The 18,713-nt window shown below is 34.7% G+C and carries 20 protein-coding genes and 3 tRNA genes; 12 read left to right on the top strand and 11 right to left on the bottom strand.

What is annotated here, in order from left to right:
- Nucleotide 1 precedes the first annotated feature (1 nt).
- The 6 genes from IPN41_01215 to IPN41_01190 form a co-directional block, all read right to left on the bottom strand.
- Nucleotides 2-418: a hypothetical protein gene (locus IPN41_01215; protein QQS60581.1), complete on the bottom strand. Its 417-nt coding sequence runs from the start codon at nt 416-418 to the stop codon at nt 2-4.
- Entirely contained in the window at nt 396-2,666 is a 2,271-nt protein-coding gene (locus IPN41_01210; GenBank protein ID QQS60580.1) for a beta-propeller domain-containing protein, read from the bottom strand. The genes IPN41_01215 and IPN41_01210 overlap by 23 nt, the downstream gene beginning before the upstream one ends.
- 17 nt (nt 2,667-2,683) lie before the next feature.
- A complete protein-coding gene (locus IPN41_01205; protein QQS60579.1) occupies nt 2,684-3,010 on the bottom strand; it encodes a hypothetical protein in 327 nt (108 codons plus the stop codon).
- Nucleotides 3,011-3,019: 9 nt separating this feature from the next.
- On the bottom strand, nt 3,020-4,063 hold the full coding sequence (locus IPN41_01200) for a PilT/PilU family type 4a pilus ATPase (GenBank protein QQS60578.1): 1,044 nt from the start codon (nt 4,061-4,063) through the stop codon (nt 3,020-3,022).
- A 167-nt stretch (nt 4,064-4,230) separates the two neighbouring features.
- On the bottom strand, nt 4,231-5,151 hold the full coding sequence (locus IPN41_01195; GenBank protein QQS60577.1) for an FAD-dependent oxidoreductase: 921 nt from the start codon (nt 5,149-5,151) through the stop codon (nt 4,231-4,233).
- Nucleotides 5,152-5,174: 23 nt separating this feature from the next.
- Complete coding sequence (locus IPN41_01190) at nt 5,175-5,504, bottom strand: nucleoside triphosphate pyrophosphohydrolase family protein (GenBank protein QQS60576.1); 330 nt, start codon at nt 5,502-5,504, stop codon at nt 5,175-5,177.
- Between the two features lie 124 nt (nt 5,505-5,628).
- On the opposite strand from IPN41_01190, the gene IPN41_01185 reads away from it, so the two are divergent.
- Complete coding sequence (locus tag IPN41_01185) at nt 5,629-5,850, top strand: hypothetical protein (protein ID QQS60575.1); 222 nt, start codon at nt 5,629-5,631, stop codon at nt 5,848-5,850.
- Nucleotides 5,851-5,912: 62 nt separating this feature from the next.
- Here the strand turns inward: IPN41_01185 and IPN41_01180 are convergent.
- A tRNA-Glu gene (locus IPN41_01180) sits at nt 5,913-5,984 on the bottom strand.
- A 308-nt stretch (nt 5,985-6,292) separates the two neighbouring features.
- On the opposite strand from IPN41_01180, the gene IPN41_01175 reads away from it, so the two are divergent.
- From IPN41_01175 to IPN41_01145, 7 genes are all read left to right on the top strand, one after another.
- Complete coding sequence (locus IPN41_01175) at nt 6,293-7,429, top strand: hypothetical protein (GenBank protein QQS60574.1); 1,137 nt, start codon at nt 6,293-6,295, stop codon at nt 7,427-7,429.
- A 50-nt stretch (nt 7,430-7,479) separates the two neighbouring features.
- Nucleotides 7,480-7,553, top strand: a tRNA-Val gene (locus tag IPN41_01170).
- A 104-nt stretch (nt 7,554-7,657) separates the two neighbouring features.
- Nucleotides 7,658-7,731, top strand: a tRNA-Ile gene (locus IPN41_01165).
- 106 nt (nt 7,732-7,837) lie between these two features.
- Entirely contained in the window at nt 7,838-8,455 is a 618-nt protein-coding gene (locus IPN41_01160) for a DUF3800 domain-containing protein (GenBank protein ID QQS60573.1), read from the top strand.
- A gap of 150 nt (nt 8,456-8,605) precedes the next feature.
- Nucleotides 8,606-9,688: a DNA-protecting protein DprA gene (gene dprA / locus IPN41_01155; GenBank protein ID QQS60572.1), complete on the top strand. Its 1,083-nt coding sequence runs from the start codon at nt 8,606-8,608 to the stop codon at nt 9,686-9,688.
- A gap of 41 nt (nt 9,689-9,729) precedes the next feature.
- Entirely contained in the window at nt 9,730-11,592 is a 1,863-nt protein-coding gene (gene topA, locus IPN41_01150) for a type I DNA topoisomerase (protein ID QQS60571.1), read from the top strand.
- A complete protein-coding gene (locus IPN41_01145; GenBank protein ID QQS60570.1) occupies nt 11,577-11,951 on the top strand; it encodes a topoisomerase DNA-binding C4 zinc finger domain-containing protein in 375 nt (124 codons plus the stop codon). Before topA ends, IPN41_01145 begins: the two co-directional genes overlap by 16 nt.
- Before the next feature lie 50 nt (nt 11,952-12,001).
- On the opposite strand, the gene IPN41_01140 is transcribed toward IPN41_01145, so the two are convergent.
- The 4 genes from IPN41_01140 to IPN41_01125 all read right to left on the bottom strand — a co-directional run bounded on the left by IPN41_01140 (nt 12,002) and on the right by IPN41_01125 (nt 13,608).
- A complete protein-coding gene (locus IPN41_01140; GenBank protein ID QQS60569.1) occupies nt 12,002-12,436 on the bottom strand; it encodes a hypothetical protein in 435 nt (144 codons plus the stop codon).
- 5 nt (nt 12,437-12,441) lie between these two features.
- Nucleotides 12,442-12,858: a helix-turn-helix transcriptional regulator gene (locus IPN41_01135; protein ID QQS60568.1), complete on the bottom strand. Its 417-nt coding sequence runs from the start codon at nt 12,856-12,858 to the stop codon at nt 12,442-12,444.
- On the bottom strand, nt 12,851-13,276 hold the full coding sequence (locus IPN41_01130) for a hypothetical protein (GenBank protein ID QQS60567.1): 426 nt from the start codon (nt 13,274-13,276) through the stop codon (nt 12,851-12,853). The genes IPN41_01135 and IPN41_01130 overlap by 8 nt, the downstream gene beginning before the upstream one ends.
- Nucleotides 13,277-13,467: 191 nt before the next feature.
- Nucleotides 13,468-13,608: a hypothetical protein gene (locus IPN41_01125; GenBank protein ID QQS60566.1), complete on the bottom strand. Its 141-nt coding sequence runs from the start codon at nt 13,606-13,608 to the stop codon at nt 13,468-13,470.
- Nucleotides 13,609-14,077: 469 nt separating this feature from the next.
- Between IPN41_01125 and IPN41_01120 the strand changes: the two genes are divergently transcribed.
- Genes IPN41_01120 through IPN41_01105 form a run of 4 tightly spaced genes read left to right on the top strand, consistent with a single transcriptional unit; the run spans nt 14,078 to nt 18,624 of the window.
- Nucleotides 14,078-15,055: a DNA recombination protein RmuC gene (locus tag IPN41_01120; protein ID QQS60792.1), complete on the top strand. Its 978-nt coding sequence runs from the start codon at nt 14,078-14,080 to the stop codon at nt 15,053-15,055.
- Nucleotides 15,056-15,063: 8 nt separating this feature from the next.
- The gene (locus tag IPN41_01115; GenBank protein QQS60565.1) at nt 15,064-15,963 is read left to right on the top strand and encodes a hypothetical protein; all 900 of its coding nucleotides are present in this window, start codon (nt 15,064-15,066) and stop codon (nt 15,961-15,963) included.
- A 1-nt stretch (nt 15,964) separates the two neighbouring features.
- Nucleotides 15,965-17,275, top strand: a complete 1,311-nt coding sequence (locus IPN41_01110) for an O-antigen ligase family protein (GenBank protein ID QQS60564.1) — start codon at nt 15,965-15,967, stop codon at nt 17,273-17,275.
- 44 nt (nt 17,276-17,319) lie between these two features.
- Nucleotides 17,320-18,624, top strand: a complete 1,305-nt coding sequence (locus tag IPN41_01105; GenBank protein QQS60563.1) for a glycine--tRNA ligase — start codon at nt 17,320-17,322, stop codon at nt 18,622-18,624.
- Nucleotides 18,625-18,713 lie beyond the last annotated feature (89 nt).

The raw sequence follows: 18,713 nt of genomic DNA, 5'->3' as shown, positions 1-18,713 counted from the left end.
GTTAATTCTTGAGCCAAGGATATTGTGAATAAATTTCTCTGAGTTGCTGATCAGCTAGATTTTTTTCTTGAGTCTGACCTTCATTAAGACCAAGTAAGGTATCAGCCATTGTCACTAACTGTACATGTAAATTCTGAGATTCTTTGGAAATTTTTAAATCTAACAAGTGTTGTTTACGAGTAGCAATCGTTGCTTTGGAAGTTTGAGCTTGTAAAAACAATTCATAATCTGCCACAGCCTGCTTAGCTTCAGATTGATAACCTAAAGCTGATATTGGACCATTTGACGGTATGGCTATAGTAGGATTAGTAACTTCTTCAGTCTTATTACTAACAAGAAAAATAATTACTATCAAACCAACTGCTAAAATACCTACCAAAATAGTTAATAATTTCTTAACGTGTTTCATTAATTTCATTTCTCATGACTGGTGGGATTGCAGGAGAAGCCGGAGTTGAAAATGGTGTAGGCATATTTTGCATCTGTGATTTTGGCAAATCAAGTGTTCCAGTTAATGAGAGATTAGATAATAGACTAGCTTTAATAGTCGCCGGAGAAATACTATATAAGGTATCATTTATAAAGATATTTCTACGAACTGAGTCATCTATATAAAAAGATTCCGAACTATATTGACTTGGCAATCGGAAGCTAACACGACCACGCTCGCTAATTTTTTCCTTAGTAACAGTAAAGACAACTGAACCCTGAAATTGAGTTTGATAATCATTATTATTTATATTTGTTAAACTAGCAGGAATGACCAAAAGATTATTGGCCTTATCAAATAATACAGCCTTATAATCATGCAAAGATATTGAATCACTACCACGACCACCTAGGATAATTGAGGAAGCTTCTTTAGGTTCGGCTGGCTCAGATACATCAAACAAACTAATTTTTAAACCAAGCAATTCAACGCCCTGTTCACCTTTATCAATAGCTTCTCTACCAATTCCAATTAAAGTTGTTTCATCATATGGATGTAAGTAATTGGAAAAACCAGGCAACTTAACTTCACCAAGCACCGAAGGACTTTCAGGTTTAGCTAAATCAATCACAAATAATGGGTCGGTTTGTTTAAAGGTCACAACATACGCCCGCTCTCCCATAAACCGAGCTGAGTATATTCTTTCACCTGGAGCTAAGTTTTCTAATCGTCCCACTGTTTTCAACATTCCATCCAAAACATAAACATTATTTGTTGAATTATTAACTGGAGCTGGAGCTACCATATCAACGGCGGGTCCAAACATCATTGGCATAAACCATGACTGACCTCTGGTTGTGGCAATACGTAAATTATCATTAAACTCATCAAGCGAATATTGATTTAGTAAATGACCGGTTACTTCTCCGGAAGCAACGTAGGTTAAACCTTGATCAGAAAAACTTATTTTATGAACAACTGTTTTTTCTAACTCATCAGCAAGGTTTGGGTGCTGACGTTTAAATTCAGCTTCTATATTAGTATTAATATTTTTTTGTTCATCAGCCGATAAGCGTCGAATAAAGCTCTCAATGATTTGATTAACTTTTCCTAATTTTTCATCCTCAGAAAGAATTGTGTTATCAATAGCATTAATAGCTTCAATTCGTTGGCGTTCCTTATCATTTAATCGTGACCAGAGAATATCTTTAGCTACTGCCATCCGTAATTGATACTCGCTAAGATATTTTGTGTAAGCAAGATACAAAGCTTTTTGTGAAGCATAAACTGTTTCACCAGCCGGCATTAGAAATACTTGAGAATTTACTGGAGCTTGGATATCATCAAGTTTCAAAACGGTGACAGTAGATGCGTTTAAGGCAGAAGGTGTGTCTATGTAATAGACAGGTGGATAGATATATTTATCAGTTGTTTCTGTAGCGGAAATCTGCTGACCTTTTTCAAAAACTCTTGGCAAGATATTATTTTCTGCAGGATAAAAATTATAATTTGCTGTAATGAAATATAAACGATTATCGATTAATCGAGATGAAGTGTAATTACCTTCAAACTCAAGACGACGAAGTAATTCAGGTTTGGTTCTATCCGAGATATTATAAAAAGCTAAAAAAGATCCGGAAGAGTATGGCAACATCATTGAGTCAACTGCAATTTTTTCAAAATTTCCCTGAGCATATCCAAAGGCGATTAAGATATTATCTTTAATATATATTTCCTGAGGAGTAGCTTCAAGATTAATAGTTGCAACGACACTCATCTCGCTAACTGGTTCTGCTTTAACAATCACCACGGTTTGATCTTTCACGATATACATATACTCCCCATCTGTTTTAACTATATCCCCTTCATCAACCCCAGTAACTTGAATATTCGTTCCGGAAAAAACTGTCTCACCACCAAATCCCTCAGCTGCCCCGGAGCCCATGCCTGGTGGAGCTGATTGCTTAGTAGCAACATTTGATGCATCTAACATTGGTGATTCCATACCTCGAAAACCACTCCCTTGAGAACCTTGAGGATGACTAGCAAAAAACTCTTTCATTGCCTCTGCATTGGGAAATTTTTTTAATTCTGACTGAGCTGCCAAAACCTGGTCGAAGCTATTATTATCTTTTTTCTGAACTGTGTTAGATTTTTTAAAACAACCACTAACACCAATACTAACGATTAAACAAACACCTATAATAATTGCTTTTTTTGAAGATAATAATTTCATATTTTTTTACTAATTTTTTATTGGAACATTGAGGCTTCAAAGGCCTTCCAGTCATCAGCATCATCATCCCACTTCCAAACAACCAAATTACTAACAGTATCAGTGGGACTATAGGTATTTTCAATAACAATATCAGCGCCTATTCGTTTTGTATATTTAGTTTTTGTATCAAGGAGGGCTGGGTGTGTAGCAAATTCCAGTTTTAATCGCCCCATTGGACCATTGAAAATAATATACTCAATTTCAGTACCTCCTCGTTCGTCGCTGTTTACTATTCCTGACTCTTCAACTTCAAAAGTTGATTTAATCATTTCTACAATTTGTTGCCAGCGATCAATATTCATAAATATTCATTACGTATAACTAGCTTGAGTTTCTAAATTACGTTTTCTAGTTTCCGCTACCTCAGCTTCAACTAATCCTTGATCAACTAAACGATCAATATATTTATTCATTGGTATCATGCCATCTTTTGCGCTGGTTTGAATAATCGACATTAACTGTCCAATCTGACTACGACGAATTAAGTTGGCAGTAGCTTGGTTGTTTAATAATATTTCAAAAGCTGCTACCACACCACCACCGCGTTTTGGTAAAAGCTGCTGACCAATAACACCACGTAAAATAGCAGCCAGTTGATTTAGAACTTGCTGTTGTTGATAGGGAGGGAAAGAGTCAACAATACGAAAAATTGTATCAGCGGAAGTTGGGGTATGTAATGTTGAAAGCACAAGGTGGCCGGTTTCAGCTGCTGTAAGAGCGGCAGCGATTGTTTCTGGATCTCGCATTTCTCCTACCATAATAATATTTGGATCTTGACGCAACGAATATTTCAAAGCATCAGCAAAACTTAACGTGTCACTTCCAAATTCACGTTGCTCAATTAAACATTTTTTATTTTCAAATACATATTCAATCGGATCTTCAATGGTAATAATATGAGCATCACGTTCTTGATTAATAATATTGATCATAGCCGCTAAGGTTGTTGATTTACCACTACCCGAAGGACCAGTAACTAAAATTAAACCATCTCGTAAGCGGGTAAGATTATACATGGCATCAGTAAAACCCAGGGCTCCCGGGTTTGGCGAAAGTTCAGAAATTAAACGAGCTGATAAACCAATTTGCTCTCTTTGAAAATGAAGATTAACACGAAAACGCTTGCCAAAAAATTCATAGGAAAAATCATGCTCCCTGATTTCAATAAATTTCTTCCATTGCTCAGGTGAAATTAACTTTTCTATTTCCGATGATAAAAAATCATTGTCTAATAGTTCATCACCAATACTCTGTAAACGTCCATTTATGCGTAAAGACGGCAAAGCACGAGCAATTAAATGAATATCAGAAGCTTTATTATCAATGGCTATTTTAAAATAATCACGCAGTATCATAGAAAAATAATAAATAATTATAACTTTATCTTCAAAGTCAGTATATCATTCTTTAGATAGAAATGCATCTTAATACATTTCATTAATATTGATAGTATACGTATCAGAATTCACAATAAACAATAGATACACCATTATGGTATATCTATAAAAAGTGGATAAATATTTTAATTAACGGAGAGTGATTTATAAATAGCATCAGCCGCCACTGCGCCTTCACTACAGGCAGTGACTATTTGATGAAAGTTATTAGAAGCATCAGTTGAGTCCCCGGCCGCATAGACATTCTTAAGATTTGTCGACATATCTGGCTTAACTTTAATATAACCAAATTGATCAACTTCTCCACCTAATTTTTTAAATATTTCACTTTGCGGGATCAAACCAATTTCAACAAACAGTCCATCAGCTTTTAATTCAGTACTATCTAAAAATGGTTTATCAAGTGTCACTGCTTCAAGTTTATCTTGGCCAACAAAACCTATAATATTTGTTTCATATAATATTGAAACATTACTTCGTTTGATTAATTCATCACGCCACACTGGCTCCCCTTTTAAGGCTACTCCACGACAGACAACATACACCTTGGCAGCCACATCTGCTAAGTAAAGAGCTGCGGAGATAACACTATTTCCTCCACCGACCATAATAACATCCCTGCCTTTAAAAAATGGGCCATCACAGGTAGCACAATAGGCAACTCCTTTTCCAAGTAATTCGTCTTCACGAGGTACGTTCAATTTTCTATGTTTAGTTCCAGAAGTAAATAAAATTCGCTTGGCAGTAAAATTTTTTCCAGCTTTGGTTTTTACTATAAAACTAGCATCTGGTTGTTGTTCAATATCAATAACCACATCAGAAATAATTTCCCCTTCTGACTGACGAACATGATCAGCCATTTTTTTTGTTAACTCAAATCCAGAAATTCCTGGATCGCCTGGCCAATTATAAATCTTATGAGCCTCAGTCGTTAATCCGCCAACTAAGTCTCCGATAATAACATTTTTTAACTGGTAACGAGAAGCATAAATTCCCGCTGTCATTCCAGCTGCACCCGAACCAATAATTATCAAATCGTAATCCATAAATCTAAAATAATGAATAAATTTTAGCGATTATCGCCGTCACTATGTAACGCTCCCCGTTTCGCACGCGAGGCTAGTTTTTCTATATTCAGCTTAGCAACATCCTCAAGTTTAAAATCAAATTCTTGAGACAAAACCGCCATATACCACAATACATCACCTAATTCCTTTTTTATTAGATCACGATACTCATCTGTAACCACTCCATTATGATTACGAAAAATCTTTTTCACTTTTTCAACTACCTCACCAGCCTCCCCCGCTAAACCTAAAGCCGGATAAACATAACTGGCTCCAATCGATGGATAATTAGCCGTGGCAAAGGCTTTAGCTTGATACTCATTAAGTTCCATACTAATAAAATATAGGATTAAATTGTGGTATTAATATATCAATATAATTAACTTCAGACAACCCATATATGTAGCTCTATTGTATTGCTATGTATTAAGTAAAAATTAATGTATTATTATAGATATGGAAACAATAAGAAATTTCAATGAAAACGAGCAAACAGAGGTCGAGGATCCACTAACAACTCTATGGGGAATTTTTAATACGCAAATTGTTCCAACTGGCAGAATGGATAGTGAATATGATAATTTTAAAAATATAGAGGCTAGAATTCTATCAAAGATAATTACCGGCAAGACAGGTATTAAAGAAGCTTGGGCAATAGTTAATAGTCGGCAGGAATAAAATTAATTTAATTCTGTTGCCTAATACCAATAATCCACCTTGTAAGGTGGATTATTTTTATGTAGTCCCAAGGGGAATTGAACCCCTATTACCAGGATGAAAACCTGGCGTCCTAACCGTTAGACGATGGGACCAAGAATATAAAATGTTAGAAGGTTATAAGGTTTTGAAGTCAAAACAGACAAACCTAAAACTAACTTATAAACAATATGGTTTGAGGATTTGTAGATTAAATCTCAATATTATTTTTCTTCTGAAGTATAGTAATGAAAAGACGTCGTGTCAAGTATTTTCCCTATGATTCGCTTAATCTAAGAGCTATGGAAAAAGCTTCTTGACAGGCTACTTACTTTCCTTTAGATTGAAATATTGACCAAGGGTCTCTTCTCCCCATCTTTTATACATCAGTCGCTCATCAGCGGCTTTTTAAGGTAAATCTTGTATGCTAAGCGTTGAGCAACAGATTATTGAACAGGTTGATAAGGCTAACCGCATCCTTGTTACTTTTGGACGTGATTGGAAAGGCGATACAATTGCTTCTGCTTTGGCTTTAAAAAATTGGCTTGCTGAACGAGGTAAGGTTGCGGATATTGTTGCTGAAAAATCAAATAGAGTTCTCCCTTTTTCTTTTTTACCTGGCTATGCCTTAATTTCTAACGAGCTTGATAATATTCGCCGGTTTATTATTTCACTGAATTTAACCAACGCTGCAGTTGATCAAGTTGAGTATCGTTTGGAAAAACAAACTCTAGATTTTATTGTTTCACCTAAAAATGGATTTTTTACCCCTTCAGATATTTCTTCTCGTTCCAGCGGTTTTCGTTATGATCTTATATTTGTTTTAGGCACACCTGATCTTGAATCACTTGGTTCAATTTATGATCGTGATACCGAATTCTTTTTCAAAACACCTATTATTAATATTGATCATAACCCTGCCAACGAAAATTTTGGACAGATCAATTTTGTAAATGTAAAAGCCGTAGCTGTTGCCGAAATTTTATATGATTTAATAGCAACAGTTCCAGAAAATAAAATAGATGAAGATATGGCAACCTGCTTACTAACTGGGTTGATTACTTCAACCAAAAGTTTTAAAACTCCAAATATCACTCCACACACATTAACTATTGCTTCAGAACTAATAACCATGGGTGGACGACGAGAAGAAATTATTAATTCACTGTATCGATCCCGAAAACTTAACGTTCTTAAATTATGGGGTCGTGCCTTAACCGGTCTCAAAGAAACACCAGACGGTCGGTTAGTGTGGTCCCAAATTTCTAGCGTTGATTTTACAGAAACTAAAACTGACGCTACTCACCTAACTGATATTATTGATGAATTGATTATTAATATGCCAAAAGCGCAAATTATTGTTTTATTATATGAAGATAACAAGAATACAAAAGCCATAGTGCATAGTGTTAAAAATTTTAATACATTAGAATTAACAGATTCCTTTCACAGCACCGGAACAAGGAATTTATCCACCATTCATTTTGACAAACCTTTAACAGAAGCTAGTAATGAGCTTATCCCTCTTTTAGAAAAAAAGATTTCCACCTTAGAAATATAAAATAGTGCTTGAAGTAAAAAGGAGGAAATGTTACCTTAGAGAAAGATTATGACCGCTTAGCTCAGTTGGTTAGAGCGCCACATTGACATTGTGGAGGCCAGTGGTTCGAGTCCACTAGTGGTCACTGGAAATAGTTAAAAGTTATAAGGTTAAAAAGTTATAAAGTGAGTATGCATTTTGCTTTATAAACTTTATAACATTATAACTTTAGAACTTTATAACTAATCTGCGCCTGTAGCTCAGCTGGTTAGAGCATCGAGCTTATACCTCGAGGGTCCTTGGTTCGAGTCCAAGCAGGCGTACTACATTATTTTACTTCTTGCATAAATTATTTTTTTTATGCAATAAATTTTTCTTCGTATAAGATATAATTAAATAAAAAAATCCCTCTGCAAATTATAAAATGATATGCAGTTATTTATTGATGAATCAAGATCATGGGGAAAACAAGACCGTTATTTTGTTATTGCTATGTTTATTCCTTTAAAACCAAAACGAATAAAAAATCTAGTAAAGAATTTTTGTGCTTCTTATAATATTAATGAAGTAAAGACGAGTCGCTTAGAATTTCCAGAGAAAACAACTTTAATAAACAAACTAAACAAAAATAAAGATTATAGTATTTCTTATATAGTCTTAGACAAACTACAGGTAACAAGTAAACGCCTCTTAGAAGATGGAAATCTTTGTTTTAACTTTCTTCTTTCTTTTCTTTTAAAGAAAACAATAAAAGAAGCTTCCCAAGATATAGAAATTTTTATAGACAATCGAAATACCAAAGTAAGTTCTTCAAACTCACTCGAAGATTATATAAAAATCAAAGCATATTTCCAATGGAAGTTCTCATACACAATTAAGATTCACTACAGAGACTCCAGAAAAGTAAAGCTAATTCAGATGGCTGATCTTATAGCTAACGCAATTTATGCAAAATATAATTGGAGAAAAGACCACTTTTATTCCCAACTTTCAATCACAGAATCAATCAAATTCCCCGTTGACAAGTTCGGAGATTCTAATATATAATTTTAGAAGATATAAGTCTTATGTGGAGCTTCTTTGAAGTAAGTGACGTTTTCCGTCATCGAAGCATATGCAGTCTAAAGGCACCCTGTGGGGTGCTTTTGCGTTATATAGCAGTTGCAATCCATAGGTAAAGTAAATATAATAAGTCGTATGCAAGAAAAACATTTTCTTCTGGCTCTCAGTCAATGTCCAACATTAAGTCCCTCTCGCCTTAAACGCTTGAGGGGCTTTTTTAATAGTTGGGAAAAGATTTGGAATGCTTCGGAAACAAATTTATTAAAATCAGGAATGCAAGCCATAGAAGTTACTGAACTGATTAATTTCCGAAAAACGTTTGAGATAGAAAAATATCTTGATCAACTTGAAAGTTTGCGGATTGAATTTATTACAACCGACGAACTCCTATATCCAAAATTACTACTGCACATTCATAACCCTCCACTCGTATTATATTATCGTGGAAATTTAGAAATTTTTGATCAGCCATCAATCGCCGTGGTTGGTCCACGACAAGCTAGTTTTTATGGCAAACAAGTTGTAAAAAAAATTATTAGTGAACTTACACAAGCTGGCTTCCTTATTATAAGCGGACTAGCACTAGGTATTGATACTGAGGCTCATCAAGTAACTTTAGACAATAATGGAAAAACGGCGGCTGTTCTTGGCACTGGATTGGATACTATTTATCCTTCAATCAATAAAAGTTTAGCAGAAGAAATTATTAAAGATGGTTGCTTGTTATCCGAATTTCCACCAGATACACCTCCGCTAAAAAATAATTTTCCAAGACGTAATCGGATAATTGCTGGGCTAGCTCAGGCAACTCTCGTTATTGAAGCTTCAGAAAAATCAGGAGCCTTAATTACCGCTCGCTTTGCCCTGGCTGAAAATCGAGAAGTAATGGCAGTTCCCGGATCCATTTTTTCACCTTCATCCCAAGGAACAAATAACCTTATTAAACTTGGAGCCTGGCCGATTACCGAAACTCAGGACATTTTTTCTATATTAGGAATGAATGTAACTCTAGATCAAACACCAACTGCAACCAAACTTCAGGCTTCAGAAAAAGAAGAAGAAATTTTAAAATTTTTAGAATTTGAACCGCGTCATATTAATGAGCTAGTAGAGCTGACTCAACTTGACATGAGTACAATAAACAGTAGACTGACTATTATGGAAATAAATGGCCTCGTCAAAAATATTGGAAATATGCAGTATATTCGTATTTTATAGAAAAATGTTCTCCCCTCTTTTATTAATTTGTAATAAAATTCATGAAACTAGTAATCGTTGAGTCACCTACCAAAGCCAAAACTATTGCCAAATTTCTTGGTAAAGATTTTGCTGTAGAATCTTCTTTTGGTCATATTCGTGATTTACCAAAATCAAAATTAGGCATTGATGTTGAGCATGACTTTATGCCTCAATATATTATTCCAACCAAGGCAAAAAAAACCGTTACTAAATTAAAGAAGTTGGCAGATAAGGCCACTGAAGTAATTCTAGCCTCTGATGAAGACCGCGAAGGAGAAGCTATTGCTTGGCACTTAGCGGAAGCACTTAAATTATCGACTGATAAAACTCAACGAATTGTTTTTCATGAAATTACACGAGAAGCTATTGAAGAAGCCTTAGCTCATCCACGGACGATTGATGACAAATTAGTTAATGCGCAACAAGCTCGTCGAATATTGGATCGATTAGTTGGCTATGAACTTTCTCCATTTCTATGGAAAAAAGTTGCACGTGGTTTATCAGCCGGACGTGTGCAATCTGTCGCTGTTCGATTAATTGTAGAGCGTGAACGAGAAATTGAGGCTTTTAAAACTGATGAATACTGGAGCCTAACTGCAGATTTAATTACACCAGATAAACAAGAGTTTAGCGCTGAGCTTAATAAACTTGACGGCAAGGCTCTTGATAAATTAGAAATAAAAAATGATGAAACCGCTAACGCCCTAGTAACCGAATTAAGCAAAGAAAAATATACAGTCCAAAGCGTTGAAAAAAAGCGAGCAAAAAAAACAGCCCCTGCTCCTTTTACAACTTCAAGTCTACAGCAAACCGCCAACCGCATGCTTGGTTTTTCCGCCAAACAAACAATGATGTTGGCTCAACAATTATATGAAGGTATTGAACTGGGTAGCGAAGGCAGTGTTGGTTTGATTACCTACATGCGAACTGATTCACTAAATCTATCACAAAAATTTCTTGATGAAGCACGCGAACATTTAACTTCTACTCTTGGCAAAGAATATGCATTAAGTGAAGCTCGTCGTTTTAAAACAAAATCAAAAGGCGCTCAAGAAGCCCACGAAGCAATTCGTCCTTCTGAAGTTACGCGCACTCCAGATAATCTAAAAGAATACTTAGCACCCAATCAATTAAAACTCTATCGTTTAATTTGGCAACGAGCTGTGGCCAGTCAAATGCCACCAGCTGAATTAGATCAAGTGGCAATTGATGTTACAGCCGGACGCGCTGAATTTCGTGCTACCGGTCAAACAATTTTCTTTCCTGGTTACTTACAAATTTATCCTGAAAAAAGTCAGGAAACACTATTACCAGATGTACAAGAAAAAGAAATTGTTGATTTGAAAGAACTTAAACCAGAGCAACATTTTACCAAACCACCAGCCCGCTACAGTGATGCAACCTTGGTTAAAGAATTAGAAAAATTTGGTATTGGACGACCTTCAACCTATGCTCCAACTATCAGTACGATTGAAGCGAGAAATTATGTTAACCGTGATGAAAATAAACGATTAAAACCAACTGACATTGCCGGAATTGTCATTGATTTACTAATTGCTCATTTTCCAAAGATTGTTGATCTAGAATTTACCGCGAAACTTGAAAATGATTTAGATGAAATTGCTGAAGGTGCTAAAGAATGGCAACCAGTTCTTAATGAGTTCTATGGTCCGTTTCATGCTAACCTCACAGCTAAATATGATGAGGTTAGTAAAGATGATGTCATGCCAGAAAAAATGTCTGATGAGAAATGTGAGAAATGTGGTAGTCCAATGGTGATTAAAACTGGTCGCTTTGGTCCGTTTCTTGGTTGTAGCAATTTCCCAGAATGTAAAAATATAAAATCAATGACAAAAACTCACCGGAAATGGATGAGAAAATGAAAGCTTTAACTGAAAAACACAAAGATGATGTTTGTGAGAAATGTGAAAGTCCAATGGTGATTAAAACTGGTCGCTTTGGACCATTTCTTGGCTGTAGTAATTATCCAAAATGTAAAAATATTAAAAATCTAAATGTCAGCGAAGGACCGACCATTAAATGTCCGAAATGCAAAGAAGGGAATATAGTTCAAAAACGCAGTCGACGCGGAATCTTCTATGCCTGTGATCGCTACCCTGATTGCAAAACAGCTTTTAACTCAAAACCTACAGGCGATATGTGCCCTGATTGTGGAGCACCATTAGTTGAAGGGAAAGACACACCTAAATGTAGTGCTAAAGGGTGTGAGTATGGGAAGTAGAATATAAAAAATACCAAATTTTTTATAGAATCTGGTATTTCTTTAAAATATTACTTATAAGTAATATTTACATCTACTGGCAAATTTAAAACTTCAACAAACTCTCCAATACTACCATCTTTTTTTTGCATTATATTTATTGTATATCTTCCTGGTACCGATATATTCAAACCTTGAATATGAATTCTATTTCTGAATCTCACGGAACCCTTTTTTATTTCAAACTTGTAATTAAACTGATTAAGAATTTTTTTATTAGGGTCTGTTAATTGATATTTCATCTCTAAATTATTATCTTGATTTGAATCCTCAATTATCCAAAAACTTATTAAACTTAATTCTATAGGTAAAACTAAATTCTCGACTAACTGTTTAGACTTTTCAATTTCTAAATCGAGCTGCTCAACACAATTAAAGAGACTTAAAAGATTAGTTTCAAAATCTATGGATGATTTTTGACACAATACTGTCCAAATATGTTTCATATACCTTATTTATTAATTATACTTAAATTAACAGTGCTATTTGTAACTGTTAAGCATTTTTTTGAAGTGTTATGAATACTATCCTCCATACTACTATCACGTGCAACAAATTGCACCTGAAGAATAGCGGGCATTTCTAAATTAAACACCCGAGATAAAACTTCTGTACTAAAATTTAAAGCTATTTTTAATCTATTCAAAAACTCGATTCCTATATTAACCTCCCCATTCTCTATTCTTGATACTACTTTCTGTGTTGATCCAAGTTTCATAGCCAACTGCTGCTGATTAAGACCCAATCTTTCTCTTGCATTAAATACTTCAACTGCCAATCTTAATCTTACTCCAGTATTATTAGAATATTCTAAAAACTTCTTATGACTTTTAATATCAGCCAATATATCATTATTTTTTTTATTCATATTTTTCATATAATGTAGGGTTACTAATAAATAACAATTTTCTTTTTTTCGCAATTTCAAATTCATGATCAATTTTCTTCCTTTCTTTATTACTGGAATAATTGCTAGGTTTTTCAAACGAATGCACTAACACAATTTTAGATTCACTCCTAAAATAAATAATTCTAATAAGAACATCTTTATTTTTTCGGTGATGAATTTCAATGCAACCATATTCCTTCAAAGGTGTGGAGATTGGTGGTATAGGCCTTCCATTGTTCAGAATAACCATATCTATTTTTCCACGAATATCAACTAGCATTCGTAAGTTTCTATCTTTTTGCTTTGGACTATCTTGTGGATGATTTCTATATTGTTCAAAATAATTCTTTACTGGGCAGTATTCTAATTCTGGATCATAATAGTAAACAGCTTCCATATTTATTTCTTTATTAAGGAGGGAGATAAAGGTTGTTTCATTATATCCTATTGGATATAATATTGTCAATAGACAAAAATTTTCTTTAATATTAGATAAAAAATTATAATTCAATATTAAAAAAAGGGTAAGCACCCAATTTTATATAATGTCAGTTATAAGTGAGAATAATCCAAACTAACTTTCTTATATTAAAACTTAAGATCTTTTTTCATCTTTGCATTATTGATTACATTTTTACCACTCACCGGTTTATTCTTAAAAAAACTTGGTGTCCGATAACCTGGATTTCCACGACTACTGCCTACCTTTGTTCGTCCCCTACTTTTCATATTATTGACCGAGCATTGTATTAAACATATACCGAAACGTATCCGCTGACATTAACCACGCCACCAGAAAACCCAATAGAAAATAAACTATAGGCATAACAAACGAATGGCGGGCTTTCCAGGAAAAAAATGAATGTGACATAAAAATTAGTAGAAAGTTATAAGGTTATAATGCTATAAAGCTTATCTTATTAATAATAAGAATCCAGAATTCATTAATTAAAAAGTTATAAAACTTGCCCTCTCAGAGGGCAGAATGATAAAGTAAAAACTTACCTATAAACAACCAAATTCAAATTTCATTATCATTCCTATTTAGAGTATACTAAAACTATCATATATGGACAATTCTTCTCTATTTTCATTAATACTTATCTTCGGCATCCTCATTACCGGTGGAATTATCACGGCGATTATTGTTTTTCTAAAACGACCTCAATCCTCTGGTACTGGCGAATTGGGAGCCTTAATGGAACGGCTCAGTGGCTTGAATGAACAAAATCGTGAAATGCGAAAAATCCTTGATGAAAAACTTTCCGAAACTCATGCTGCTCATAGTCGGCAATTTGGAGAAACAACTAAAATTATTCAAGCCATCAGTGGTCAATCAGCCAAACTCATTTCTGATGTAACTGAGAAGCTTACTAAACTTGATGAAACTAATCGTCAGGTTGTGAATTTTTCTGGTCAGTTACAAAGCCTTCAAGATATTTTAAAAAATCCAAAACAACGAGGTGTACTCGGAGAATACTATTTGGAAACATTATTAAAAAATGTTATGCCCGCTGGTAGTTATCAAATGCAGTTTGGTTTTCCTGATGGCACGATTGTTGATGCAGCAGTTTTTGTGAAAGATAAAATCATTCCCATTGACTCAAAATTTTCTTTGGAAAATTATAATCGTATTAGTGAGACAAATGACCCAGTTGAAAAAGAACGCTTCGAAAAAATATTTTTAAGTGATTTAAAAAATCGAATTATTGAAACCTCAAAATATATTCAACCGGAAAAAGGAACTATGGATTTTGCCTTTATGTTTATTCCGCATGAAGCAATTTACTATGATTTAATTATTAACAAAATTGGAGCTGTCACTGAGGAAACAGAAAATTTAATTCAACGAGCTGCTAGTAAGTATAAAGTTATTATTGTTTCACCAACTTCTTTCTTAGCCTACTTACAAACAGTCTTGCAAGGGTTACGAGCCATGCACATTGAAGAAACTGCCATCACGATTCGCGCTAATGTTGAAAAATTAAGTCAGCATTTGACTGTCTATAATACCTACATGCAAAAATTGGGTACCAGTATGTCAACTACAGTTAACCACTTTAATAGTGCCTACAAAGAATTTAAAAAAGTTGATAAAGATGTAATTAAAATTACCGGCTTGGAATCTTCAATTGATGCCATAGAAGTTGAAAAGCCTTTGTTAGAAAATGATTAATTATTATCATGTCCTCGCTATCCCAAGCTATTATCAAAACAGTCGCCTACTTTGATATTTTTGATTATCCACTTTCAACTTTTGAAATTTGGCAATATGTACCTGTTGGTGCCAGCCTACATGAAATTATAGAAACTATAGAAACAAATACCCTACCTTTAGAAACAAAAGACGGGTTTGTTTTTTTACCAGGTCGCGGGGAACTTATTTCAATCCGCCGACAACGCTACCTTGAAGCTAATAGAAAAATAGTAACAGCCAAACGTCGTTTACGACTTATTCGCTGGTTACCCGGGATTCAACTTATTTGCTTAGCCAATATTATTGGCTCTCATAATCTACGAGCCAGCAGTGACACTGATTTATTTATTATTACCAAAACTAATCGTCTCTGGTTTGTTAAAGTTTCTGCCACAATTATTTTAAAAATTTTTGGTTTACGACCCACCGCCAAAAAAAATAAGGATCAACTCTGCTTAAGTTTTTTAGTTGATGATAGTGCTCTAGATGTATCATTATGCCAAGTTGAGGATGATTTTTACTTTACCTATTGGCTAAGCGGCCTATTACCGTTATATGGAAGCTCAGAAATTTTTAATGCATTAATTAAAGCCAACTCATGGTTAAAAAATAAGCTACCTAACTGGCAAATCCCAAACAACCAACCCCGATATTACTTTCAAGAAAAATCAACCAAAAAGACAGCATTTAAAACTTTTAATTTTTTAGAAAAAATCGCAAAAAAAATTCAAGAACATTTAATGTCTCCGGCAATAAAAAAATTAGCCAACCAAAATAAACAAGTGATTATTAATGATCACATTTTAAAACTACATACTATTGATCGTCGTGAATATTTTAAGTCTGAATATAATAAAAGACTGCAACACTTTGGAATTAATTTATAATATGTTGAATCGTTTTACTACCTATTTTTTATATCTAATTTTATTTCTGCTCCCCTGGCAAACCCGCTGGATTATTCACCAAGGAATGATTAATAATGGTGTCTGGGAATATGGTACATATAGTCTGTATGCTCTAGACATATTAATTCTCATTGCCCTGACTATCTTTATTCTTTCAAAAAAAGAACTTGTTATATATCTCAGAAAACCATTATACCGCCCACTGATTTTACTCTTTGTAGTTTTCTGTCTGATCATTATCCCGTTTAGTCTTGATACCTTTTTATCTTTTTATAAATTTATTATCTGGCTTCTCGGAATTTCCTTGTTATATCTAGTTGCTAAACTTCCTTTCCGAAAAGCTACCCTGGCTTTTGTGTCTGGTGCAATGCTCAGTGGTCTACTTGGAATCTGGCAGTTTCTCAACCAATCTTCTTTTGCTACAAAGTGGCTTGGACTTGCCAGTCATGATGCAAATGAATTAGGAACATCAGTAATTGAAGCGGTGGCACCTGATGGATTTGTTGAACGTTGGTTACGAGCCTATGGCAGCCTTGATCATCCAAATATCTTTGGCGGAGTGATGGCAATTACATTAATTTTAGCTTCTTGGCTATGGCTATTTCGAAAAGATGCAAAAAATAAATTTGAGGGCGGGATTTTAATTATCTCTATTGCCGTCTTAACAGCCGGAACAATCGTCTCTTTTTCTCGGGCGTCCTGGATTGCCGCCGGGCTTGGTCTCGTTGTTACGCTGATATATTATTTTTTAAATAAAAATAAACACTGGGTAGATTTATTTGCTTGGTTAGCAGCCATTGGAATAGTTCTCTTTCTGATCACGACTCAATATAGCTATCTTTTAACTCCACGAATATCAGGTGATACCAGATTAGAACAAATTTCAATTGCTGAACGGCTTGATGGTGTTGATTCAAGCAAAACTTTATTTTTCAAAAAACCAATGGTTGGTTTTGGAATTAGCACCTACACCTTGGCGCTTAAAGAAATTAATCCAAAAAAATTAAGTTGGTTTTATCAGCCAGTCCACAATAGCCTTGCCTTATTATTGGTTGAAATTGGTGCCATTGGAGTGCTCTTATTACTACTAAGCATTATCTCTTTCCTTATCTATGTTTTTAAACAGAGCGCTTCTAAGCATCGCTGGTTAATCATAGCTCTATCAATAGCATTGCTGGTTATTGCAGTATTTGAACATTGGCTATTTAGTTTACATTTTGGCATAGTATTTTCTGCGACGGTTTTGGGTCTCATAGCTTCAGGTCAAAAAAGCAAAGCTTTGACAGAATGAAATAAGGTAGTATATTGTTAAAATATTAATTCAAAGACTTATCTATGAAAGAACAACAATCAGACCACATGGAAAAAATCATGTCTTTGTGCAAACGCCGAGGCTTTATTTTTCCTGGATCAGAAATCTATGGTGGACTTGCCAATAGCTGGGACTATGGTCCGTTAGGCGTTGAGTTAAAAAATAATATTAAACAACTCTGGTGGAAACGGTTTGTCACTGAGCGTGATGATATGGTTGGGCTAGATAGCTCATTACTTTTAAACACCAAAGTCTGGGAAGCGAGCGGTCACGTCGCAACCTTTTCTGACCCGCTAGTGGAATGCAAAAAATGTCATAATCGATATAGAGAAGATATGATCGATTCTGTCTGTCCAGCTGATAAAAAAGCCCACGAATTTACCGAAGCCAAACAATTTAATTTAATGTTAAAAACTTTTCTTGGTCCTGTGGAAAACGAAAATAGCACTGTCTATTTCCGACCAGAAACTGCCCAAGGTATTTTCATTAATTTTAAAAATATTATTGATACGGCTCGCAAAAAACTTCCTTTTGGTGTTGGCCAAATTGGCAAAGCCTTTCGTAATGAAATTACACCAGGAAATTTTATTTTCCGCACCCGTGAATTTGAACAAATGGAAATTGAGTATTTTATTCCCGCTCCGGAAAAAGACAGTGATTGGGAAGGTTACTTTGAAGCTTGGAAAATGGAAATGGTCAACTGGATAAAAGATTTAGGTATTGACTATGAATCAGAAATTCATGAAGTTGATGTTCCAGATGGTGAACGAGCTCATTATTCAAAAAAAACTATTGACTTTGAATATAAATATCCATTTGGCACCAAAGAATTATATGGCCTTGCCTATCGTACAGACTTTGATTTAAAAAATCATGGCCTTGATTATACAGATGATGAAGGAAAAAAATATACACCACATGTTATTGAACCATCACTCGGTGTTGAACGAACAGTCCTAGCCGTCTTGCTTTCAGCCTATGATGAAGAAATTAATGGCGAAGATACACGCGTTGTCCTACGACTCCCAGCAAAACTTGCACCGGTTAAACTAGCTGTATTCCCCTTAATGAAAAATAAACCTGAGTTAGTAGCCAAAGCCCGTGAAGTGTATGCGAAGTTTAAAAAAGTCTGCCCTTGTGAATTTGATGATAATGGAAATGTTGGGAAGCGCTATCGTCGTCAAGATGAAATCGGCACACCATTTTGTATTACTGTAGATTTTGATAGTTTAGAAAACCATGATGTTACTGTCCGTGAACGTGATTCAATGGAGCAAACAAGAATTAAGATTAATGAGTTGGAAAGTTATATACTAGAGAGATTGTAAAATAATTCTCTGCCACCCCCCCCCTCTCTGTCATCCCCGATTCTTCACTGTCATCCCCGACTTGGTCGGGGACCTCGTGAATAATCTGA

This window comes from Candidatus Falkowbacteria bacterium (assembly GCA_016699775.1).
Classification (GTDB): Bacteria; Patescibacteriota; Patescibacteriia; order Patescibacteriales; family Patescibacteriaceae; genus Patescibacterium; species Patescibacterium danicum.
This window is presented reverse-complemented; position numbering and strand designations above follow the sequence as displayed.